This is a genomic window from Methanosarcina sp. Kolksee (genome assembly GCF_000969945.1).
Lineage (GTDB): Archaea > Halobacteriota > Methanosarcinia > Methanosarcinales > Methanosarcinaceae > Methanosarcina > Methanosarcina vacuolata.
In genome coordinates this window covers 1,148,077-1,166,103 of the sequence record NZ_CP009524.1, presented here as the reverse complement: position 1 = coordinate 1,166,103, position 18,027 = coordinate 1,148,077, and the positions used below count along the sequence as shown (strand labels likewise).

Genomic DNA, 18,027 nt, shown 5'->3' with positions numbered 1-18,027 from the left:
GGAGTGTTCGCGATGAGGTGGGTAAAACGACCACATCCGATTGTATGAGCCGCTTTAACTCAGTTGGTAGAGTGTCTGGCTGTTAACCAGAATGTCGTAGGTTCGAGCCCTGCAAGCGGCGTAAATTTTTGCATTTCTTGTTTCTTACACGATTCTTCCCAGAATAGATATAACATATGCAAAAACTTTATTATTTAAGCCATACTATAAGCTACTAATAACATCATAGAATCAATAAGGGCCTGTAGCTCAGTCAGGTTAGAGCGCTCGGCTCATAACCGAGCGGTCACCGGTTCAAATCCGGTCAGGCCCATAAACTATATATCCAAAGAATCTCTTGTATAAGAAGGTTTGAGAGTAAAATAATAACTTTCCTATCTAAAAGCCGCTTTAACTCAGTTGGTAGAGTGTCTGGCTGTTAACCAGAATGTCGTAGGTTCGAGCCCTGCAAGCGGCGTAAGACTCTTACGTTTTTAATTAAATTCAAATTATTATTCTCTTGCTGTTTTGCTTTTTGTCAATTGAAGTTGAAAATTTTTTTCTAAACTCGGCTTTAGATTTTATCTTATCTTCGCCTGCCTATTAATTAAATTTTAGATTTTCTGAGTCCAGTTCATAGTCAAATTCTTTTTTATAAATCACTTTGTGGAGTCCGAATTTTCAGCAGAATATTAATAAATTCGACTCCTGAATAGACATGCGCCAATACTGAGCGGAAAAATTATAAATTTCCTGAGAGGGATAAGGTAGTAAGAAGAATTAGAGATAATACATAAATACACTTTAACAGTATTACTACCATCCAACTAATTACGATTCAATAAAACTGAGGTTTATACAATGGTTTCGATTAATAAAGAGGATGTAACCGTACCTCTGGATGTCCCTAAAGCAATGCGTGAAACGTACGTGAATAATTATATGGAGATGACCCGGGGAACCGGTAGATTAATGCTTTTTGCAGGCGACCAGAAAGTAGAGCATCTGAACGATGATTTTTACGGAGAAGGGGTCCCTGTGGATGATGCTGATCCCGAACACCTTTTCAGGATAGCGTCCCAGGCAAAAATCGGAGTTTTTGCAACCCAGCTCGGACTTATTGCCCGCTACGGCATGGACTATAGGGACTTGCCATATCTTGTAAAGGTAAACTCCAAGACCAATCTCGTCGAGACTGCACAGGCTGATCCTTTTAGCAACCTCTGGTATGACATTGACCAGGTCGTTGAGTTTAAGGAAAACAGTGGGCTCAATATCCTTGGCGTAGGATATACAATCTATCTTGGCAGCGAATTCGAAGCTGACATGCTTGTTCAGGCCGCTCAGGTAATTTACGATGCTCACCAGCATGGACTGTTATCCGTGTTCTGGATCTACCCACGCGGTGAAGCTGTAAAAGATGAAAAAGACCCACACCTTATTGCAGGAGCAACAGGAGTCGGAGCCTGCCTTGGTACGGACTTTGTAAAGGTCAATTACCCGAAAAAAGAAGGGGCAAAGTCTGCCGAGGTCTTTAAGGAAGCTATCAAAGCTGCAGGGCGTACTAAGGTCGTTTGCGCAGGCGGTTCCAGTGACGAAGCTGAAGCTTTCCTGAAAAAGCTCTATGACCAGATTCATGTTTCCGGAGCACAGGGAAATGCAACCGGAAGAAACATTCACCAGAAGCCTCTTGATGAAGCTGTCCGCATGTGTAATGCTGTCTATGCAATAACAGTTGAAGATGCAAGCGTCGCAGATGCCCTTAATATCTATAAGGGCAAATAATAATATATATAGAAGCCTGCAGAATATCAATACGAATTCTTAAGGCTGCATTGATAATAGGTTGAACACAAAAGGTCGTGAAAATATGCAAATTCCGGACCATAAAACAAAGATCGTCTGCACCATAGGTCCTGCATCCTCTTCCGAGGAAATGATCAGGAAACTTGTGCTTGCTGGCATGAACGTGGCGAGGATCAATTTTTCCCACGGGAGTTTCGAAAGCCATGGCGAAGTAATCCGGAGAGTCCGCAAGGTTGCAGAGGAACTTGACAGGACAGTTGCGATTCTCGCCGACCTGCCAGGCCCTAAGATCCGTATAGGCAAATTGGAAAAAGAACCTATCGTGCTCCATAAAGGAAACTCTGTGACCCTTACGGTTGACGAGACTGCCGGAAATGATACACGCATTCCTGTAAGCTACAAGCAGCTTCCGGAAAGCGTGGTTCCAGGGAGCCTTATTTACTTAAACGACGGGTTTATCCAGCTTCGCTGCCTGGAAATTTCGGGAAAAGATGTGCGTTGTGAGGTCCTTATAGGGGGTCCACTCTATTCTCATAAAGGGCTAAATCTACCAGGAGCAAAGATCTTAGTTGATCCTATAACGGGAAGGGATCTTGAAATTCTTGATTTTGCCCTTCGCGAGGGGATCGACACTTTCAGCATTTCTTTTATAGAAAGTGCGGAAGATATTCGTAAGGTCCAGAATTTTGCTGCAGCTAAAGAAAAGTCTGTATATATTGTTGCTAAAATCGAACGCAGGCAGGCTGTCGAGAACATCCAGGAAATTCTAAAAGAAACCGATGCTCTCATGATTGCCAGAGGAGATCTTGGGGTCGAAATACCTATCCAGGAAGTTCCTTCAGTCCAGAAGGAACTTATCTATAGCGCAAAACTTCTTGGAATTCCGGTAATTACAGCCACTCAAATGCTGGCCTCAATGACTGATAATATAAGGCCTACCCGCGCAGAAGCAACCGATGTTGCCAACGCAATCCTTGATGGCACGGATGCGGTCATGCTTTCGGAAGAGACAGCAGTTGGGAATTATCCTGTGGAAGCTGTTGAAATGATGGCAAAAATTGCAAAAACCACAGAAAACTGGCGTTCCAGGACAAAATGGGGACTTGACACTATTCTCAAGGGCATAACAGCAAGAGAGATGTCAGTGGATGAGGTAATACCCCTCCAGGTGCATGAAGCCCTGCAAAAACTGCCGGTTGCAGCCGTACTGACCCCAACCCGAAGTGGAGCAACACCCCGCAGGATCTCGCGTTTTAAGCCTGATACCTGGATCCTTGCTTTCAGCCGCGTCCCGAGAACCTGCGGCTTCCTCTCTTTATCCTATGGTGTTTATCCTGTTGCTGTAAAAGAAAATATTGAAAGCTGGGAAAAAGAGACTACTGAGAAAGCCAAAGAACTTGGATTTGTTAAAAGCAGAGACATTGTTGTTTTCACCCAGGGCCCGTCTTCAGGAAAACCCGGAGGCACAAATATGCTTAAAATCCTCACCCTTGAGTGAAAAAGTCGGTCTATCCATTCGTGGCAAACAACCCCAGTTTAAACCCAATTCCAGATCTTAGATTCAGTACTCGGTTTTATGAGAAAAATATCAGGAAAAGTTCTTATCTTAACAAATCTCAAACCAGTATGTTTAAGTCGATATGCTTAGATATCAAGTACGTGATTTTTACTGTCAGAATGTTCAAGCCGATATGTTTAGATATCAGGTGCATGATTTCTATGGTCAAATGTTTAAGACAATATGTTTAGATATCAGGTGCATGATTTCTATGGTCAAATGTTTAAGACAATATGTTTAGATATCATATGCATGATTTCTACTGTCCGAAAAATTAACTTTATGTAATGAGGTTTCATTGATGAAACAAAAGGACCCAGTAACAAAAAACCAGAGATATCTGGCTGTTTTTTTGGCATTAACAATGCTTTTGTCAGCCGGTGCGATCTTCTTTTCAGGTAACTCAAATAAAGATAAGAGTGATAATGCTTCTTCTTCCGGAAATCTGGAGGAAAATAATACGATCGCTTTTTCTCAAATTCCTGGCAGACAGGTCCACCATGAATTCAACTCCATTGCCGACGGGTTAAACATGTCCCCTGAAGGGGTAGTAAGCGCTTCATACGTAGACCTTCAGAGAACGACAGGAACTCCATTTGAACAGTTCTTTGGGAATCAAACAATTATGTATTCTCTATATGGGGCAGACGTAACCAAACGCTATGGGGCACGTTATGCTGATGGTAATGGGTTCGAACTCCACCAGATTCCGGAGCGTAAAATGATAATGCCCTGGGGAGCAGTCCAGTACGATAACTACAGTCTCCTTGCAAGGACAAATAATACCTATGACATTTGGAATGTAGCCGGAAGCCCTGTGATCCTTGGTTCCCGCCAGAGCGTGCAAGATGTGATTGACGTGCTGCAAGGAAACGCAACTGCTTCAACCGAATACAATAACCTCCTGAGCCAGGCGAATACTGAAGGAAGCCTCTACCAGGAATTGACCGTAAAGACGAATAATTCTACTCTTCCGGCCGATCAACGCTACATGGATATCAAAAAACTGGATGATGGCAGTTACAGTCAGACGTTCCTTTACCTTAATCCCGAATCCAACTTCACTGATGAGATTAAGGCTCTGCAAGCAAACTCCACCGAACGCGGAGTAACCTATAACGTAACTACCTCAGGAAACATTACCAAAATGATGATTACTTCCGACTTTAGAAGCTTACTTAATGAAACAGAAATGCTTTCACAGTAAACTCCTAAATTTTTTCTTTTTTAAATGTCCTTATTTTTAAATGTCCTTAATTTGTTAACATTTTGCATTTTCAATACTATTTTCCGGTGCCTGACCCCGTTTATGTTTAGATATTTCATCCTTAATGTTTCGGTTTGACATCCTTCTTTTATTTCATATATACTATTTTTATTCCAGCTTTTTATTTAATTTTCTTTTTGCTACTTCGGCTAAAAGAAGAATCATCTATTTCTACCTCCAGACCAATCTTCTAAATAGGGAGTGATATTATTGGGCTTTCTAGACAGCTTATTCAAAAAGAAAATTGAGGGCAAGACCGCAGAGGAATGGTACAGGCTTGCGACCAGCGAAACCGATCCCGAAAAAAAGATTGAGTATTTTGATAAGGTTCTGAAGCTGAAACCTGATTTTGCAGGAGTCTGGAACCTCAGAGGACTTGAATATGTAATTCTCGGAAGATACGAAGAAGCTATTGCCTCTTTTGATAAAGCCCTTGAGATACGGCCTGTCTACCCGGAAGCAAAGTACAATAAAGAAGATGCAGAAACCGAATTAAGAAAGATGAGGGTATCCGAAGCAAAAGCCGGAGAAAGAGGAGGAGAATCAATTACAGAAGAGAAAGAAATGTAAAGGAAGTAACTTAATTTTAAAACAGCGAAGGAGAATCCCCACTACTTTATTGGTGGGATAAATCCGTCAACTGCAACAGATTACATTTACTGATGACGTTTTTAATCATATAAACTTGACAATAGAAATCTGTATTCTATTGTCAAGTTTTGCTCTGGAAGCTGCAAATGCTACAAGAGCCGCTTGACTTTGCTATTGAACTCTGAGTCTGGGGTTCTGTAGAGAAATTATTCTACAGGCAAAACTTGGAACGGTGTATGCGAGACACGACTAAATAATCGCTCTTTTGCGCACCTATTCTTCTTTTCTTCGTTTTTCATACAACTTATTCTTTTCTCCGGTTTTTCATACAACTTATTCTTTTCTCCGGTTTTTCGTACAACTTATTCCTTTCTCCGGTTTTTCGTACAACTTATTCCTTTCTCCGGTTTTTCACACAACTTATTCTTTTCTCCATATTTCCATCCAGATTATTTCTTTCCGCGGTTCAGCGCCTGGAGTCCAATTTTTACGGGCCCTGGGAGTTTACCGCATTGCATGACTTTCATATGTTCAGGAGAAATGAGTTTGAAAGCTGCATTCATCAGAGTATCGGATTTCATAATCCCATCCATAAGCTTCCTTGCCTTTACCGATGTTTCCAGTGCGGGTCCGAACTGAGCTCGCCAGCGGCGGTCGTATTCTTCAAGCCGGCACATCCCGGCTGCAAACTCAGCTGCAGTTTCTCCCGCTACTTTTCCCGCAATCATTGCAGGAGGAATTCCACCTCCGTTTGTTGCAAAAACATGGCCTGCTGCGTCCCCTACAATCAGTGTGTTTTCAGTTGCGGTTCTTTCAGGAGCGCCATTTACAGGGATAATTCCTGCAATAACGTTCATAATTATGCAGTTTTTCAGTTTTGGTCCTGCAAGCGGATGGTCCCTCATAAAACGGTGCAGGTACTCTTTTGCAGAAACACCTTTCTCAGCCATACCGCTTCGGATACCGATTCCAACATTTGCCCGGTCCTGACCTTCGGGAAAAATCCATGCATAGCCACCAGGCACAAAATCCTTTCCGAAATACATTTCCAGGGAAGAGGGATCAATATCCACATTTCTGACCTGGTATTCGAGAGCAACCGATGTTTCCCTTGATTCGGGCTTAAGGGCAAGACCTTTTGATTTTGCTACAAGGGAATTGGGACCATCAGCTCCAATAATCGCTTTTGCTTTAATTCTGTGTTTCCCAAAGACTCCTGAAGTTTCAACAGTTGTTCCCTCAATTTTCGTTACGCGGGTTTTAATCATCAGTTCCGCTCCTGTTTTTGCTGCCTGTTCGGCAAGGAACTGGTCATACCTGCGCCGGTCGAGGACTGTCCCCCTGACAGCGAACTCTTTTATATTACAGTTTGGAGTGACAATACGCTGAGTATCAATACGCTGCAGCACACAGGAATCAGGGTAGTTTTTCAGTGTGTCTGGAAGCCTGGCTTCACGGATCAGGGCCTGGACTTCCGAAGCATCGGGGAGGAAGCCGGCACACTGAATAGGGCTCCCTATTTCTCTTTTTTTATCAAGAAGAAGCACCGAGGCGCCTTTCTTTGCAGCATACATTGCGGCTGTAGAACCTGCAGGGCCTGCGCCAACAACGATTACATCATAAGAGGCTTCAGGGATCATCAAAGGGTCTTCCTGTTATTCTTTTTAGCTCTGCAATTTACAGGGAATTGTTTATTAATTCTTTCCTGAAACTCACAAATAAAGTCAATTAGTTATAATAGAGATCTCACAAAGGGAAAGATATAAATACAATTACATAGTACAACGGTTACCGGCTTCCTGTGCCGAAGAAAGAATAAAGGAGCAAGGAAAAAATGAGACAGATAGCAATCTACGGAAAAGGTGGAATAGGAAAGTCCACTACCACGCAAAATCTGACTGCGGCCCTTTCGACTATGGGCAATAAAATTTTGCTTGTAGGATGTGACCCAAAAGCAGATTCCACCAGAATGCTGCTTGGCGGCCTGAACCAGAAAACTGTACTTGATACACTTAGAAGTGAAGGAGATGAGGGAGTTGACCTTGAGACTGTCTTACAGCCGGGATTTGGTGGCATAAAGTGTGTGGAATCCGGAGGGCCTGAACCGGGCGTCGGATGTGCAGGCAGGGGAATTATCACTTCAATCGGGCTACTCGAAAACCTTGGAGCATATACCGAGGACCTTGACTATGTATTCTACGACGTACTTGGTGATGTCGTATGCGGTGGATTTGCAATGCCTATCCGCGAAGGAAAAGCAAAAGAGATTTACATAGTTGCCAGTGGAGAACTGATGGCTATCTATGCTGCAAATAACATTTGTAAAGGACTTGCTAAGTTTGCCAAGGGTGGAGCCCGTCTGGGAGGCATCATCTGCAACAGCAGGAAGGTAGATGGAGAACGTGAACTCCTCGAAGCTTTCGCGAAGAAACTTGGAAGTCATCTAATTCACTTCGTGCCCAGGGACAACATTGTCCAGAGAGCAGAAATTAACAGAAAGACTGTAATTGACTTTGACCCTGAATCCGACCAGGCAAAAGAGTACCTGACCCTTGCCGAAAACGTCCAGAACAACACCAAACTTGTTGTCCCGACTCCGCTTCCAATGGAAGAATTAGAGGCCATGATGGTTGAATTCGGAATTGTTGAGATCTGATGGTTGAGTTCGGAACTGTAAATATATAATTATTGAGTGAAAAGGAGTTAAAAATTATGCAGATGATACGTGCAATCATCAGACCAGGAATGGAAACCAAAGTTATCGAGAGCCTTGAAAAAGAAGGTTGTATTTCTCTTACAAAAATGGAAGTCTTCGGAAGAGGGAAGCAGAAAGGGATCCATATAGCAGACATCAACTATGACGAACTGCAGAAGACCATGCTTCTGATGGTAGTAGAAGACGAACATAAAGACAGGGCTATACAGACTATAATGGAGTCCGCCAGGACTGGAAAATACGGAGACGGTAGGATCTTCGTAACCCCTGTGGAAGAAGCATATACCATAAGGACTGGAAAACCAGGGCTTTAAAGCCGGATTTTCGGAGGAAAATCCTATGAAAGAGATAACTGCGATAATCAGGATGAACAAAGCCCAGAGAACTAAAGATGTCCTGCTTGAATGCGGCTTTCCTTCTTTTACCGTAAGAAGGGTTATGGGCCGCGGAAAACAAAGAGGGCTTTGCCATGAATTCAATCCCCCTCTGCCAGATCCGGAAAAGGAAGCTGAGACCTGTATTCGCTTCATCCCAAAACGAATGTTCACAATCGTTGTGGATGACGAAAATGTAAGTGAAGTGGTCCAAAAAATCATAGAAGTTAACCAGACCGGAAATGCAGGAGATGGAAAGATTTTCGTGTCAAACGTTACTGAAGCAATCCGTATCCGGACTGGAGAAAGCGGAGAGGCGACAGTAAATAAGGAGCTGGTATAATGGGAGCAGAAATAGAATCCAGAATTGAAGAAGAACAAAAGCTTGTCGATGAAATGTTAAAAGTGCTCCCGGAAAAAGCTGCAAGGAACAGAAGAAAACACATAGTTGTCAGGGACTGTTCCTCCGAACAACATATCGAAGCTGATGACAAGGTAATTCCAGGCATCCTTACAAATCGCGGATGCGCTTTTGCAGGCTCAAAAGGTGTGGTTTTCGGGCCTATCAAAGATATGGTACATCTCGTTCACGGCCCTATAGGCTGTGCGTATTTTACCTGGGGAACCAGGCGAAACCTTGCAAAAGCAGAGGAAGGTGAAGACAACTTCCTTAACTATTCCTTCTGTACGGACATGAAGGAAACTGATATTGTCTTTGGTGGAGAGAAAAAATTAAAGAAAGCCATTGATGAAGTTGTAAAGATTTTTAATCCCAAAGCAATCAGCATCTCTGCGACATGCCCAGTAGGGCTTATTGGAGACGATATAGAGTCCGTTGCCAAGCAGGCTGAAATAGAGCATGGGATCAAGGTCATCCCCTCACGTTGTGAAGGATACAGGGGGGTTAGCCAGTCAGCCGGACACCACATTGCAAGCAATGCCCTGATGGAAAACCTGATCGGGACAGAGGAACTCGAAAATCCGACACCCTTTGACATTAACGTATTTGGAGAATACAATATAGGAGGAGACTTCTGGGAAATCAAACCAATCCTCGAAAAAATAGGATACAGGATTGTCTCAACTTTCACCGGAGACGGCTCATTCCATAAAATTGCACAGGCTCACAGGGCAAAGCTCAGTATCTTGCTGTGTCATCGATCTATCAACTACACGAACCGTATGATGGAAGAAAAATACGGACTTCCCTGGCTGAAGGTCAATTATATAGGCACGAAAGGTACTGAAAAATCCCTTCGGAAAATGGCAGAGTTCTTTGACGATCCGGACCTTACAAGGAAAACTGAAGAAACCATTGCCGAAGAAAAAGCAAAGTATAAGGATGAAATCGAGAGGTACAGGAAGAAACTCCAGGGAAAAACTGCCTTTATCTATGCCGGCGGTTCCAGAAGCCATCACTACATAAATCTGTTTGAGGAACTTGGCATGAAAATAGTTGTTGCAGGTTACCAGTTTGCCCACAGAGACGACTACGAAGGCAGACAGATTATCCCTCAGATAAAAGAAAAAGCTCTTGGCTCAATTCTTGAAGATGTGCATTACGAGAGAGATGAAAATATTAAACCTGCGGTTAGTCCGGAAAGGATTGAAGAGCTGAAAAAGAAAATTGGGCTTATGGAATATGAAGGCCTTTTCCCTGAAGCGAGAGACGGCACCATTGTTATCGATGATCTTAACCATCATGAGACTGAAGTCCTTGTAAAGACCCTTAAACCCGATATCTTCTGCTCCGGGATCAAAGATAAGTACTGGGCTCAGAAGCTTGGAGTCCCTTCAAGGCAGATCCATTCGTACGATTACAGCGGAAGATATACAGGCTTTTCCGGGGTTTTGAACTTCGCAAGGGACATTGATATGGCTTTGCACAGTCCAACCTGGAGGTTCATACGCCCTCCATGGAAAGCTGCAGAAGTGGACTGAGAGGCACAAAAAAGTAAGAGGTGATAAAAATGCTTGACTATACCCCATGTGAAGAAGTAACCAGAGAAGCAGTAACCATCAACCCTGCAAAAATCTGCCAGCCAATAGGTGCAGTTTATGCAGCTCTTGGTGTACACAACTGCATGCCGCACAGTCACGGGTCCCAGGGATGCCTCTCCTATCTGCGTATGTGTTTAAGCAGACACTACCGAGAAGCTGCAATGGCAACTACCAGTAGTTTTTCTGAAGGTACCGCAGTATTCGGAGGAGCTTCAAACCTTAAGGAAGCCCTCGTAAACCTGACTGAAATCTACAACCCCGAAGTAATTGCTATTCACACCACCTGCGTAGCCGAAACAATAGGTGACGACGTAGGGGTTATCTTAGAAGATGTAAAGGATCAAGAACTCATAGACCCTTCTATTAAGGTCTGTGCAGCTTCTACCCCGAGTTATGTGGGCACCCATATTACCGGTTATGACAACATGGTAAAGGCCTTTGTAACCACCTTTGCCAAAAAAAGCAAACCAAACGGGAAACTAAATCTCATCCCCGGCTTTGTAGAACCTGGGGACATACGGGAAATGAAACGCATACTCTCAATAATGGGAATTTCCAGTATTGTGTTTCCCGACACGACTGACGTCTTTGACGCTCCCCTTACCGGAGAACCCGGGATGTATCCAAAAGGTGGGACTCCGATAGGAGACATCGAGGATTCTGCAAACTCTGTTGGGACAATCGCTCTCTGCAGGATGGCAGGAGGCTCGGCTGCAAAGATTCTTGAAAGCCGCTACAAAGTTCCGGCAAAAATAGGGCCTACTCCCATAGGGATCAGGAATACCGACCGTTTTGTAATGAATGCGGCAAAACTTGCTAATGTGGCAATTCCCCCCGAACTTGAAGATGAGAGGGGAAGGCTTGTGGATATGATGACTGATGCTCACCCACACTACCACGGAAAAAGGGTAGCTATTTACGGGGATCCGGATATCCTTACAGGCCTGACCAGTCTTGTGATGGAAATGGGTATGGAACCTGCTGTAGTACTTACAGGAACCCAGAATTCGGAGTTCGAAAAAGAGGTAGAAGAACTCATAGGTCCGGAGTACCCTGAAGCTGATGTAATTTCCGGAGGAGACCTGTTTACCCTTCACCAGATAATCAAGAGAAAGCCCGTGGATCTCCTTATCGGCAATACCTACGGGAAATTCATAGCAAGGGCAGAGGATGTTCCCCTGGTCAGGGTAGGCTTCCCGATTATGGACAGGGCAAACCTGCACTACTTCCCGATCATGGGATACGCAGGAGCTGCAAGACTGGTAGAGCGTATAGGAAATACCCTCCTTGACAGGAAAGACAGGGATGCTCCAGACTGGCTACTTGAGACCATCGAGTAAACCCTTTTTCAAAAGGTTAATTGGATAACTGCCGCTGCAAACCTGAAAACCATAGCAGAGGGGAGTGAAGGAAATGAAAGAGAAAATTGGAATAGTGGATACTCTCGAAGAAAGGAAGCCATATATTACCAGAAAACAGGAAAAGGGGCAGGAAGGACAGGGAATTCCTCTTGCCTGCGATAATAATTCTCTTGCTGGAGCTATCAGTCAGCGAGCCTGTGTTTATTCCGGGGCCAGGGTTGTCTTAAACCCTGTAACAGATGCTGTCCATCTTGTCCATGGCCCAATCGGCTGCGCAGGCTATACATGGGACATAAGAGGTGCAAAATCCAGCGGGATTGAAACGAACCGCACCAGCTTCAGCACGGATATGAAAGAGCTCGACGTGGTATTCGGAGGAGAGAAAAAACTCTCCAGAGCAATAGACGAACTGGTAGGGCTCTATCACCCTCCTGTTGTTTTTGTGTATTCCACGTGCATAGTCGGAATTATAGGGGACGACCTTGAGTCCGTATGCAAAACCGCAAGCCAGAAGCACAACATTCCTGTAATTCCCGTAAAATCCGAAGGCTTCAAAGGCAACAAGTCTGACGGATACAAAGCTGCCTGTGACGCTTTAAAAAGGTTGATCAAAAGGCCTTCAGAAGAGGATATTAAGAAGAAAGGCCCCAGAGTTCCTGAAACCATAAAGCCAAAGATTAACATTTTAGGGGATTTTAACGTAGCCGGAGATGTCTGGCTCGTAAAGCCTCTCTTTGAGCAGATGGGAATTGAGGTTATAGTCTCACTGACAGGGGACTCAACCACAAAAGCCATATCAAGAGCAGCTGAAGCTGACCTTAACCTTGTCCAGTGCAGTGGGTCCATGACCTATCTTGCAAAATGGATGCAGGCGGAATATGGAATTCCCTACTTAAACGCAAGTTTCTTCGGAATTGAAGATATTTCCTTAGCCCTGCGAAGAACTGCGGATTATTTTGGTTCCGAAAAGATGAAAGAAAGGGCAGAACAAATCCTGGAAGCTGAAATAAACCGTATAATGCCTGAAATTTCCAGAGTTCGGGAAAGGGTCAAAGGAAAGAAGGCCGCCATTTACATGGGAGGGCCTGCAAAAGCTCTCACGCTTATCAAAGGTTTTGACGAACTTGGTATGGAAGTCGTTATTATCGGGACTCAGACCGGGAAAAAAGAGGATTACGAGCAAATCAGTTATTCGGTAAGGGATGGAACGGTCATTGTTGACGATGCGAACCCCCTTGAACTTGCCGAACTGCTCATTAGACAGAAAGCGGACCTGATGGTTGCAGGCGTAAAGGAGAGATTTATTGCATACAAGTTGGGCATCGCTTTCTGTGACTTCAATCACGACAGGGTGGTGGAGTTCGAAGGTTTTGACGGCTTTGTAAACTTTGCGAGGGAAGTGGATGCTTCCATCAGCAGCCCTGTATGGAAGGCTGTCAGGCAGCGGGAATTGATACCCGAAGCAATGGAATCAGAGAAGAAATCAGGCAGAATAAAGAAAGTGGCAGTAGAAGAAAGGATTTCCAGAGAAAATTGCGCAAAAGAGTGTAAAGGCATGCTCCTGAAACCTGAATTTTTGCACCAGAAATCCGAGGCTGCAGTTGAGAGTCAGGTATGAGGAGGCATTGAGATGACGAAAAGAAACTATGCAACTGTGAACCCCTGTGTTATGTGCCAGCCCATGGGAAGTGCCCTTGCTTTTAAGGGAATTGAGAATACTATGGTTCTCTACCACGGTTCTCAGGGCTGCAGCACCTATATGCGTCTGCTTCTTGCCCACCACTTCAGGGAACCTGTGGATATTGCATCAAGCTCGCTCAGTGAAAAAGGAGCAGTATACGGAGGCCGGGAAAACCTGAAAAAAGGATTGAGAAATGTGATTAACAGGTACAACCCGAAAGTAATTGGAGTTGCTACTACCTGTCTGGCCGAAACAATTGGGGACGATGTACCTGCAATTATCCGTGAGTTTAAAGAAGAGGAAGGAATAGGAGACGACCCTGAGAAAGATATTATAATTATTCCGGTTTCCACTCCTAGCTATGGGGAAAGCCATGTAAGCGGGTATATAAAAGCCCTGGACGCAGTTGTCAGGAAATTTGCGGAAAGACCTGGGGAAGAAAGCGCCGTAAAAGTCCAGAATGAAAAACTTAACGTCATCCCTGTTGAAAGTCTCTCCCCTGCCGATGTACGCGAACTTAAAGAGATCTTTGAGGTTATGGCTGGCGATTATATTTTCCTGCCTGATATCTCCGAAACTTTCGATGCTCCGCTAAGAGAAGACCTGCCGAAAATTTCACCGGGTGGTACCCCACTTTCCGAAATTGCTGATATGCCAAACAGTCAGGCAAGCCTGGGCCTGGGTATAGTTAGTAGGAACTTAGCAGTTAAATATCTGGAAGAATCACACGACGTGCCTGGGTATAGTGTTCCGATCCCAGTTGGGCTTTCAAATACTGACAGTTTCTTCACCGAGATGGTCAAAATTCTAGGCTGTCCTATTCCTGTAAAATATCTAAAAGAAAGGGGCAGGCTACTCGATGCTATGGTTGATGTGCACAAGTACCTGTATGGGGTAAAAGCCGCAGTTTATGGAGATCCTGATTTTGTATTTAGCCTAACAACTTTTATGCTGGAACTCGGGATGAACCCGGTTCTGATAGCTACAGGAAGTAAAAGCAGAGATTTTGAAGCAAAAATCAGGCAAATAGTTGAAAAAATAAACCCTGAGCTCAAACCTGTGGTTCTGAATGGAATTGATTTTGACACTCTTAACGATGCAGTCAGCCAATGTAATCCGGAAATCCTGATCGGAAATTCCAACGGGAGATACATTGCAAAATCCCGGGATATCCCTCTTGTAAGGGTCGGCCTGCCAATACATGACAGAGTCGGTGCACAGCGCATACTTACTGTAGGGTACAGAGGGGCTATGGAATTGCTGGACAGAATCACCAATGCGATTATGGAAGCTACCGATACTTTCACCGCACCTGTACCGGCGGAATTGGCAGCATATGCCGAAAAGAGAAGCGAAGAAGAATGTGCGGACTGAGTGCGATGAGTGGAAAAGCCGGTGTTTTTATAGTCAAGAACCAAAATTTCTTCGCAATTTAAACTTTTTCATAATTTAAATTTATTCACCAATCTTAAGTGAAAGGTTAATCACAGAAAGCGTGGAAAACACAGAATAAAGAAAATAGGGGTATAATTCTTCCGTGCTTTCCGTGACTATAAAGTAAATGCAAATATTTATGTTAAGGGCTATAGTTATTGCAGCGGTTCTCTGCCTTAATATGTGCCTTTCTCGCAGTTTTCCTGTAGCGTGAACTACCACTAAGCTAAAGACTTAGTGGCTTCTTACCTCGTTTTTCAGATTATCAATAACCTGCAGATAAGAACAGATTTTCAAATTGGTTACAATCCTTCGAACACATCTTCATGATCTAAGTCTCTAGACTTCGAATATTAAATTTGATTAGATGACATTTTTTTCACCTGCTATTTCAGTATTTTAGTCCAGCAATCCATAATCTAGGGATCGTAGATCAGAATCTTAATCTATCTGATTTTATATATTCATCTAAGTTTATAGGACCAGTACATTTTTAAAGTCAATGTTGTGAACTTAACTTCGGAAAAGTTTAGTTTATATATTTATGGCAAATATTGCCCTTTATTCGATTGTATGCTCAAATTATTTTTAAAACACGCTCTTGGAGGTTGTATTAAAATTCAAATCATTTCTACACTGGATAATGGGTAATATTAACTTTAAATTAAGATGTAAACTTTTTCGAAATTCAGGCATATATTGACCTTAATATATTTTATATGATTTACGTACTCGAGGTATAAAATCAAAGACATTAGGCATAATGGTTTAAATTTACACTTTAGATATTTAACGGTTTAACGCTACTGTTTTTTCAGTTCAAGTATGCAAGTCTTATCCTAATTATAGAACCAAATTTGATTTTAAGGCACAATCTAAGTTAAACAAGTTTAGGAGAATGCTCGAATGAAAAATTTAAAAACTCTTATGACAATATTTACCCTAACTCTTTTTTTTCTTGTGTTAAGTAGCTCTTCAGCTCTGGCGGCAAATATCGTAATTGACAAACAGGCTGGATCAGATGGACCAGGTTATTTTCATACACCTAATTACGCAAACGATTCAGCTTGCATTCAGACAGCACTGAATTACTCAAAAAGTGGAGATACAATAACTATCCAGAAAGGGGACTATTATCTCCCAGAAGAAATATATCAGACAGGCAAAAGTCTGAACATAATAGGCAAGGGGAAAGTAACCCTCCACCTTCAAACTCCGGATAGAGGAATGGCTCAAGAAGTGAATAGAGAGATTTTTTTCAATGGATCAATTGTCGCAAATACAACTCTATCTGCTAACGCTAAAAAAGGTTCATCTAAAATTATATTAACTGATGCTTCCCAGGTTCGCAAGAACGACCTGGTTAAGATTTGGAAAAACGTTCAGTGGTGTCCTCTGGATTATCCCGATCAAATGACCGGTGAAATGTATGCTGTTAAAGGTGTAAATGGAAATGTCGTTACTTTAAATCAACCACTTCTTAGGGATTACAAATTGTCCGAGACCGTACAGGTTGAAGTATACAGGCCTATTCAGATAAATATAAAAAATATAAGGATAGAGGATACAGGTAGTTCAACGATTCATCATGGCCTTGTTCTGCAATATTGCAAGGATAGTTCAGTCACAAATTCCTATCTCAATAATAGCGGATTTGGTGATCTTTGTCTATATTCCTGTTTTAATGTGAGTGTTAATAATAACGAAATTTACAATTCACTTCATGCTAACTGCGGATATGGTATAAATGTAGCTAGCGGTTCGGCTTTTGTAAATATAACCAGTAATCACATAGAGAATTGCAGGCATACTATAACAGGCAATTCAGATGAACGCAAATCTTTAGATAGAGACGTTTTTATCGCCGATAACACTCTGATAGGGGCGGAGGTCACTGGTGCTAACGTAGTTGATGCTCATGCTGTTACTATTAATTTTGTCGTAACTGGAAATAAGATATACCCGCAACTTCTAAAACATTATGCATTTGCAGATGGCACGCAACAGTCCACTTTTTCTGATAATGAGATTTATGGTGGATATGGAGGAATATTTAAACGTGGCAGCTTAAATGATGGGGTTCACATTTACGAAAATAACACGTTTAATGGTATTTCAGGTGACATGTATAAGGGAGGAAATGGAATAGATAACAAGCTTATAATTAGAAATAATATTCAAAATAAAGGGACATATGGAATTGATTTTCCAAACAAAGGGAGTTTTAGGAACATAATAATAAGCAATAACACTTTTAAAGATCTTTCATACTTAGGAGTGTATCAGAAGTTCCTGATAAACGGGGTAAACTTAGATATTTCTAAAAATACTTTCTCAAATCTGGGAATGGAAGGAATATATATAGATGGGAATTCTTTCAAAAATGGTGCTGTAAAAATACAAAATAACACCTTAATAAATGTGGATACATCAAGGTCCGCTTCTGGAATCATAATAAAAAATATTCAAAATGCTGTAATTAGCGGAAACAAAATATTCAAAACCCCGGTTGCTGCCTTCTCTGCATCCCCAACCTCAGGAAAAGCACCATTAACAGTAAAATTTGCTGATAAGAGCGCAAATAGTCCCACCTCCTGGAAATGGAGTTTCGGAGATGGAACGTATTCGACAGCCCAGAATCCAACGCACAAGTATACTAAGGCAGGAAAGTACACGGTGAGTTTAACAGTAAAGAATGCTGCTGGTAGTAATACCGCAACAAAATCCAAGTACATAAATGTTGTAACTGTGACAAAACCTGTTGCTGCTTTTTCTGCGTCTCCAACTTCAGGAAAAGCACCATTAACAGTAAAATTTACTGATAAGAGCGCAAATAGTCCCATTTCCTGGAAATGGAGTTTCGGAGATGGAACGTATTCGACAGCCCAGAATCCAACACACAAGTATACTAAAGCAGGAAAATACACGGTGAGTTTAACAGTAAAGAATGCTGCTGGTAGTAATACCGCAACAAAATCCAAGTACATAAATGTTGTAACTGTGACAAAACCTGTTGCTGCTTTTTCTGCATCTCCAACCACTGGAAAACATCCTTTGAATGTGAAGTTTACTGATAAGAGCACAGGATCACCCACTTCCTGGTACTGGAACTTTGGTGACAAAAGCACTTCAACTACCCATAATCCAACGCACAGGTATACTAAAGCAGGAAAATACACGGTGAGCTTAACGGTAAAGAATGCTGCTGGTAGTAACACCGTAAAAAAGACCAGTTATATTACAGTTAAGTAAGCCAACA

At 42.6% G+C, this 18,027-nt stretch carries 13 protein-coding genes and 3 tRNA genes; 15 read left to right on the top strand and 1 reads right to left on the bottom strand.

From position 1 onward, the window contains the following. The first annotated feature begins 48 nt into the window (after positions 1–48). The 7 genes from MSKOL_RS04995 to MSKOL_RS04965 all read left to right on the top strand — a co-directional run bounded on the left by MSKOL_RS04995 (position 49) and on the right by MSKOL_RS04965 (position 5,180). Positions 49–121, top strand: a tRNA-Asn gene (locus tag MSKOL_RS04995). A gap of 117 nt (positions 122–238) precedes the next feature. Next, positions 239–313 (top strand) — tRNA-Ile (locus tag MSKOL_RS04990). A gap of 71 nt (positions 314–384) precedes the next feature. Then, a tRNA-Asn gene (locus MSKOL_RS04985) sits at positions 385–457 on the top strand. Between the two features lie 383 nt (positions 458–840). After that, a complete protein-coding gene (locus MSKOL_RS04980) occupies positions 841–1,764 on the top strand; it encodes an aldolase (protein WP_048154082.1) in 924 nt (307 codons plus the stop codon). Positions 1,765–1,849: 85 nt separating this feature from the next. Then, positions 1,850–3,283 (top strand): pyruvate kinase, encoded by a 1,434-nt coding sequence (pyk, locus tag MSKOL_RS04975; protein WP_048154080.1) that lies wholly within the window; start codon positions 1,850–1,852, stop codon positions 3,281–3,283. Positions 3,284–3,644: 361 nt separating this feature from the next. Then, positions 3,645–4,550, top strand: coding sequence for a hypothetical protein (locus MSKOL_RS04970; RefSeq protein WP_048154077.1), 906 nt, complete (start codon positions 3,645–3,647; stop codon positions 4,548–4,550). Between the two features lie 270 nt (positions 4,551–4,820). Beyond that, on the top strand, positions 4,821–5,180 hold the full coding sequence (locus MSKOL_RS04965; protein ID WP_048118844.1) for a tetratricopeptide repeat protein: 360 nt from the start codon (positions 4,821–4,823) through the stop codon (positions 5,178–5,180). Between the two features lie 470 nt (positions 5,181–5,650). On the opposite strand, the gene MSKOL_RS04960 is transcribed toward MSKOL_RS04965, so the two are convergent. Next, complete coding sequence (locus MSKOL_RS04960; RefSeq protein WP_048154074.1) at positions 5,651–6,841, bottom strand: geranylgeranyl reductase family protein; 1,191 nt, start codon at positions 6,839–6,841, stop codon at positions 5,651–5,653. A 194-nt stretch (positions 6,842–7,035) separates the two neighbouring features. Here MSKOL_RS04960 and nifH point away from each other — a divergent pair, with 194 nt between their 5' ends. The 8 genes from nifH (at position 7,036) to MSKOL_RS04920 (ending at position 18,020) form a co-directional block, all read left to right on the top strand. Further along, on the top strand, positions 7,036–7,857 hold the full coding sequence (gene nifH / locus MSKOL_RS04955) for a nitrogenase iron protein (protein WP_048118840.1): 822 nt from the start codon (positions 7,036–7,038) through the stop codon (positions 7,855–7,857). Positions 7,858–7,913: 56 nt separating this feature from the next. Next, positions 7,914–8,231 carry a P-II family nitrogen regulator gene (locus MSKOL_RS04950; protein WP_048154070.1) on the top strand — a complete coding sequence of 106 codons (318 nt, stop codon included), beginning with the start codon at positions 7,914–7,916 and terminating at the stop codon, positions 8,229–8,231. A 25-nt stretch (positions 8,232–8,256) separates the two neighbouring features. Then, complete coding sequence (locus MSKOL_RS04945) at positions 8,257–8,634, top strand: P-II family nitrogen regulator (protein WP_048154068.1); 378 nt, start codon at positions 8,257–8,259, stop codon at positions 8,632–8,634. Further along, on the top strand, positions 8,634–10,232 hold the full coding sequence (nifD, locus tag MSKOL_RS04940) for a nitrogenase molybdenum-iron protein alpha chain (protein ID WP_048154065.1): 1,599 nt from the start codon (positions 8,634–8,636) through the stop codon (positions 10,230–10,232). Before MSKOL_RS04945 ends, nifD begins: the two co-directional genes overlap by 1 nt. A 29-nt stretch (positions 10,233–10,261) precedes the next feature. After that, positions 10,262–11,632: a nitrogenase molybdenum-iron protein subunit beta gene (nifK, locus tag MSKOL_RS04935; RefSeq protein ID WP_048154062.1), complete on the top strand. Its 1,371-nt coding sequence runs from the start codon at positions 10,262–10,264 to the stop codon at positions 11,630–11,632. Between the two features lie 73 nt (positions 11,633–11,705). After that, positions 11,706–13,271, top strand: a complete 1,566-nt coding sequence (gene nifE, locus MSKOL_RS04930) for a nitrogenase iron-molybdenum cofactor biosynthesis protein NifE (protein ID WP_048154059.1) — start codon at positions 11,706–11,708, stop codon at positions 13,269–13,271. Positions 13,272–13,283: 12 nt separating this feature from the next. Next, entirely contained in the window at positions 13,284–14,708 is a 1,425-nt protein-coding gene (locus tag MSKOL_RS04925; RefSeq protein ID WP_048154056.1) for a nitrogenase component 1, read from the top strand. 966 nt (positions 14,709–15,674) lie between these two features. Then, positions 15,675–18,020, top strand: coding sequence for a PKD domain-containing protein (locus MSKOL_RS04920; RefSeq protein ID WP_052725347.1), 2,346 nt, complete (start codon positions 15,675–15,677; stop codon positions 18,018–18,020). Positions 18,021–18,027: the final 7 nt, after the last annotated feature.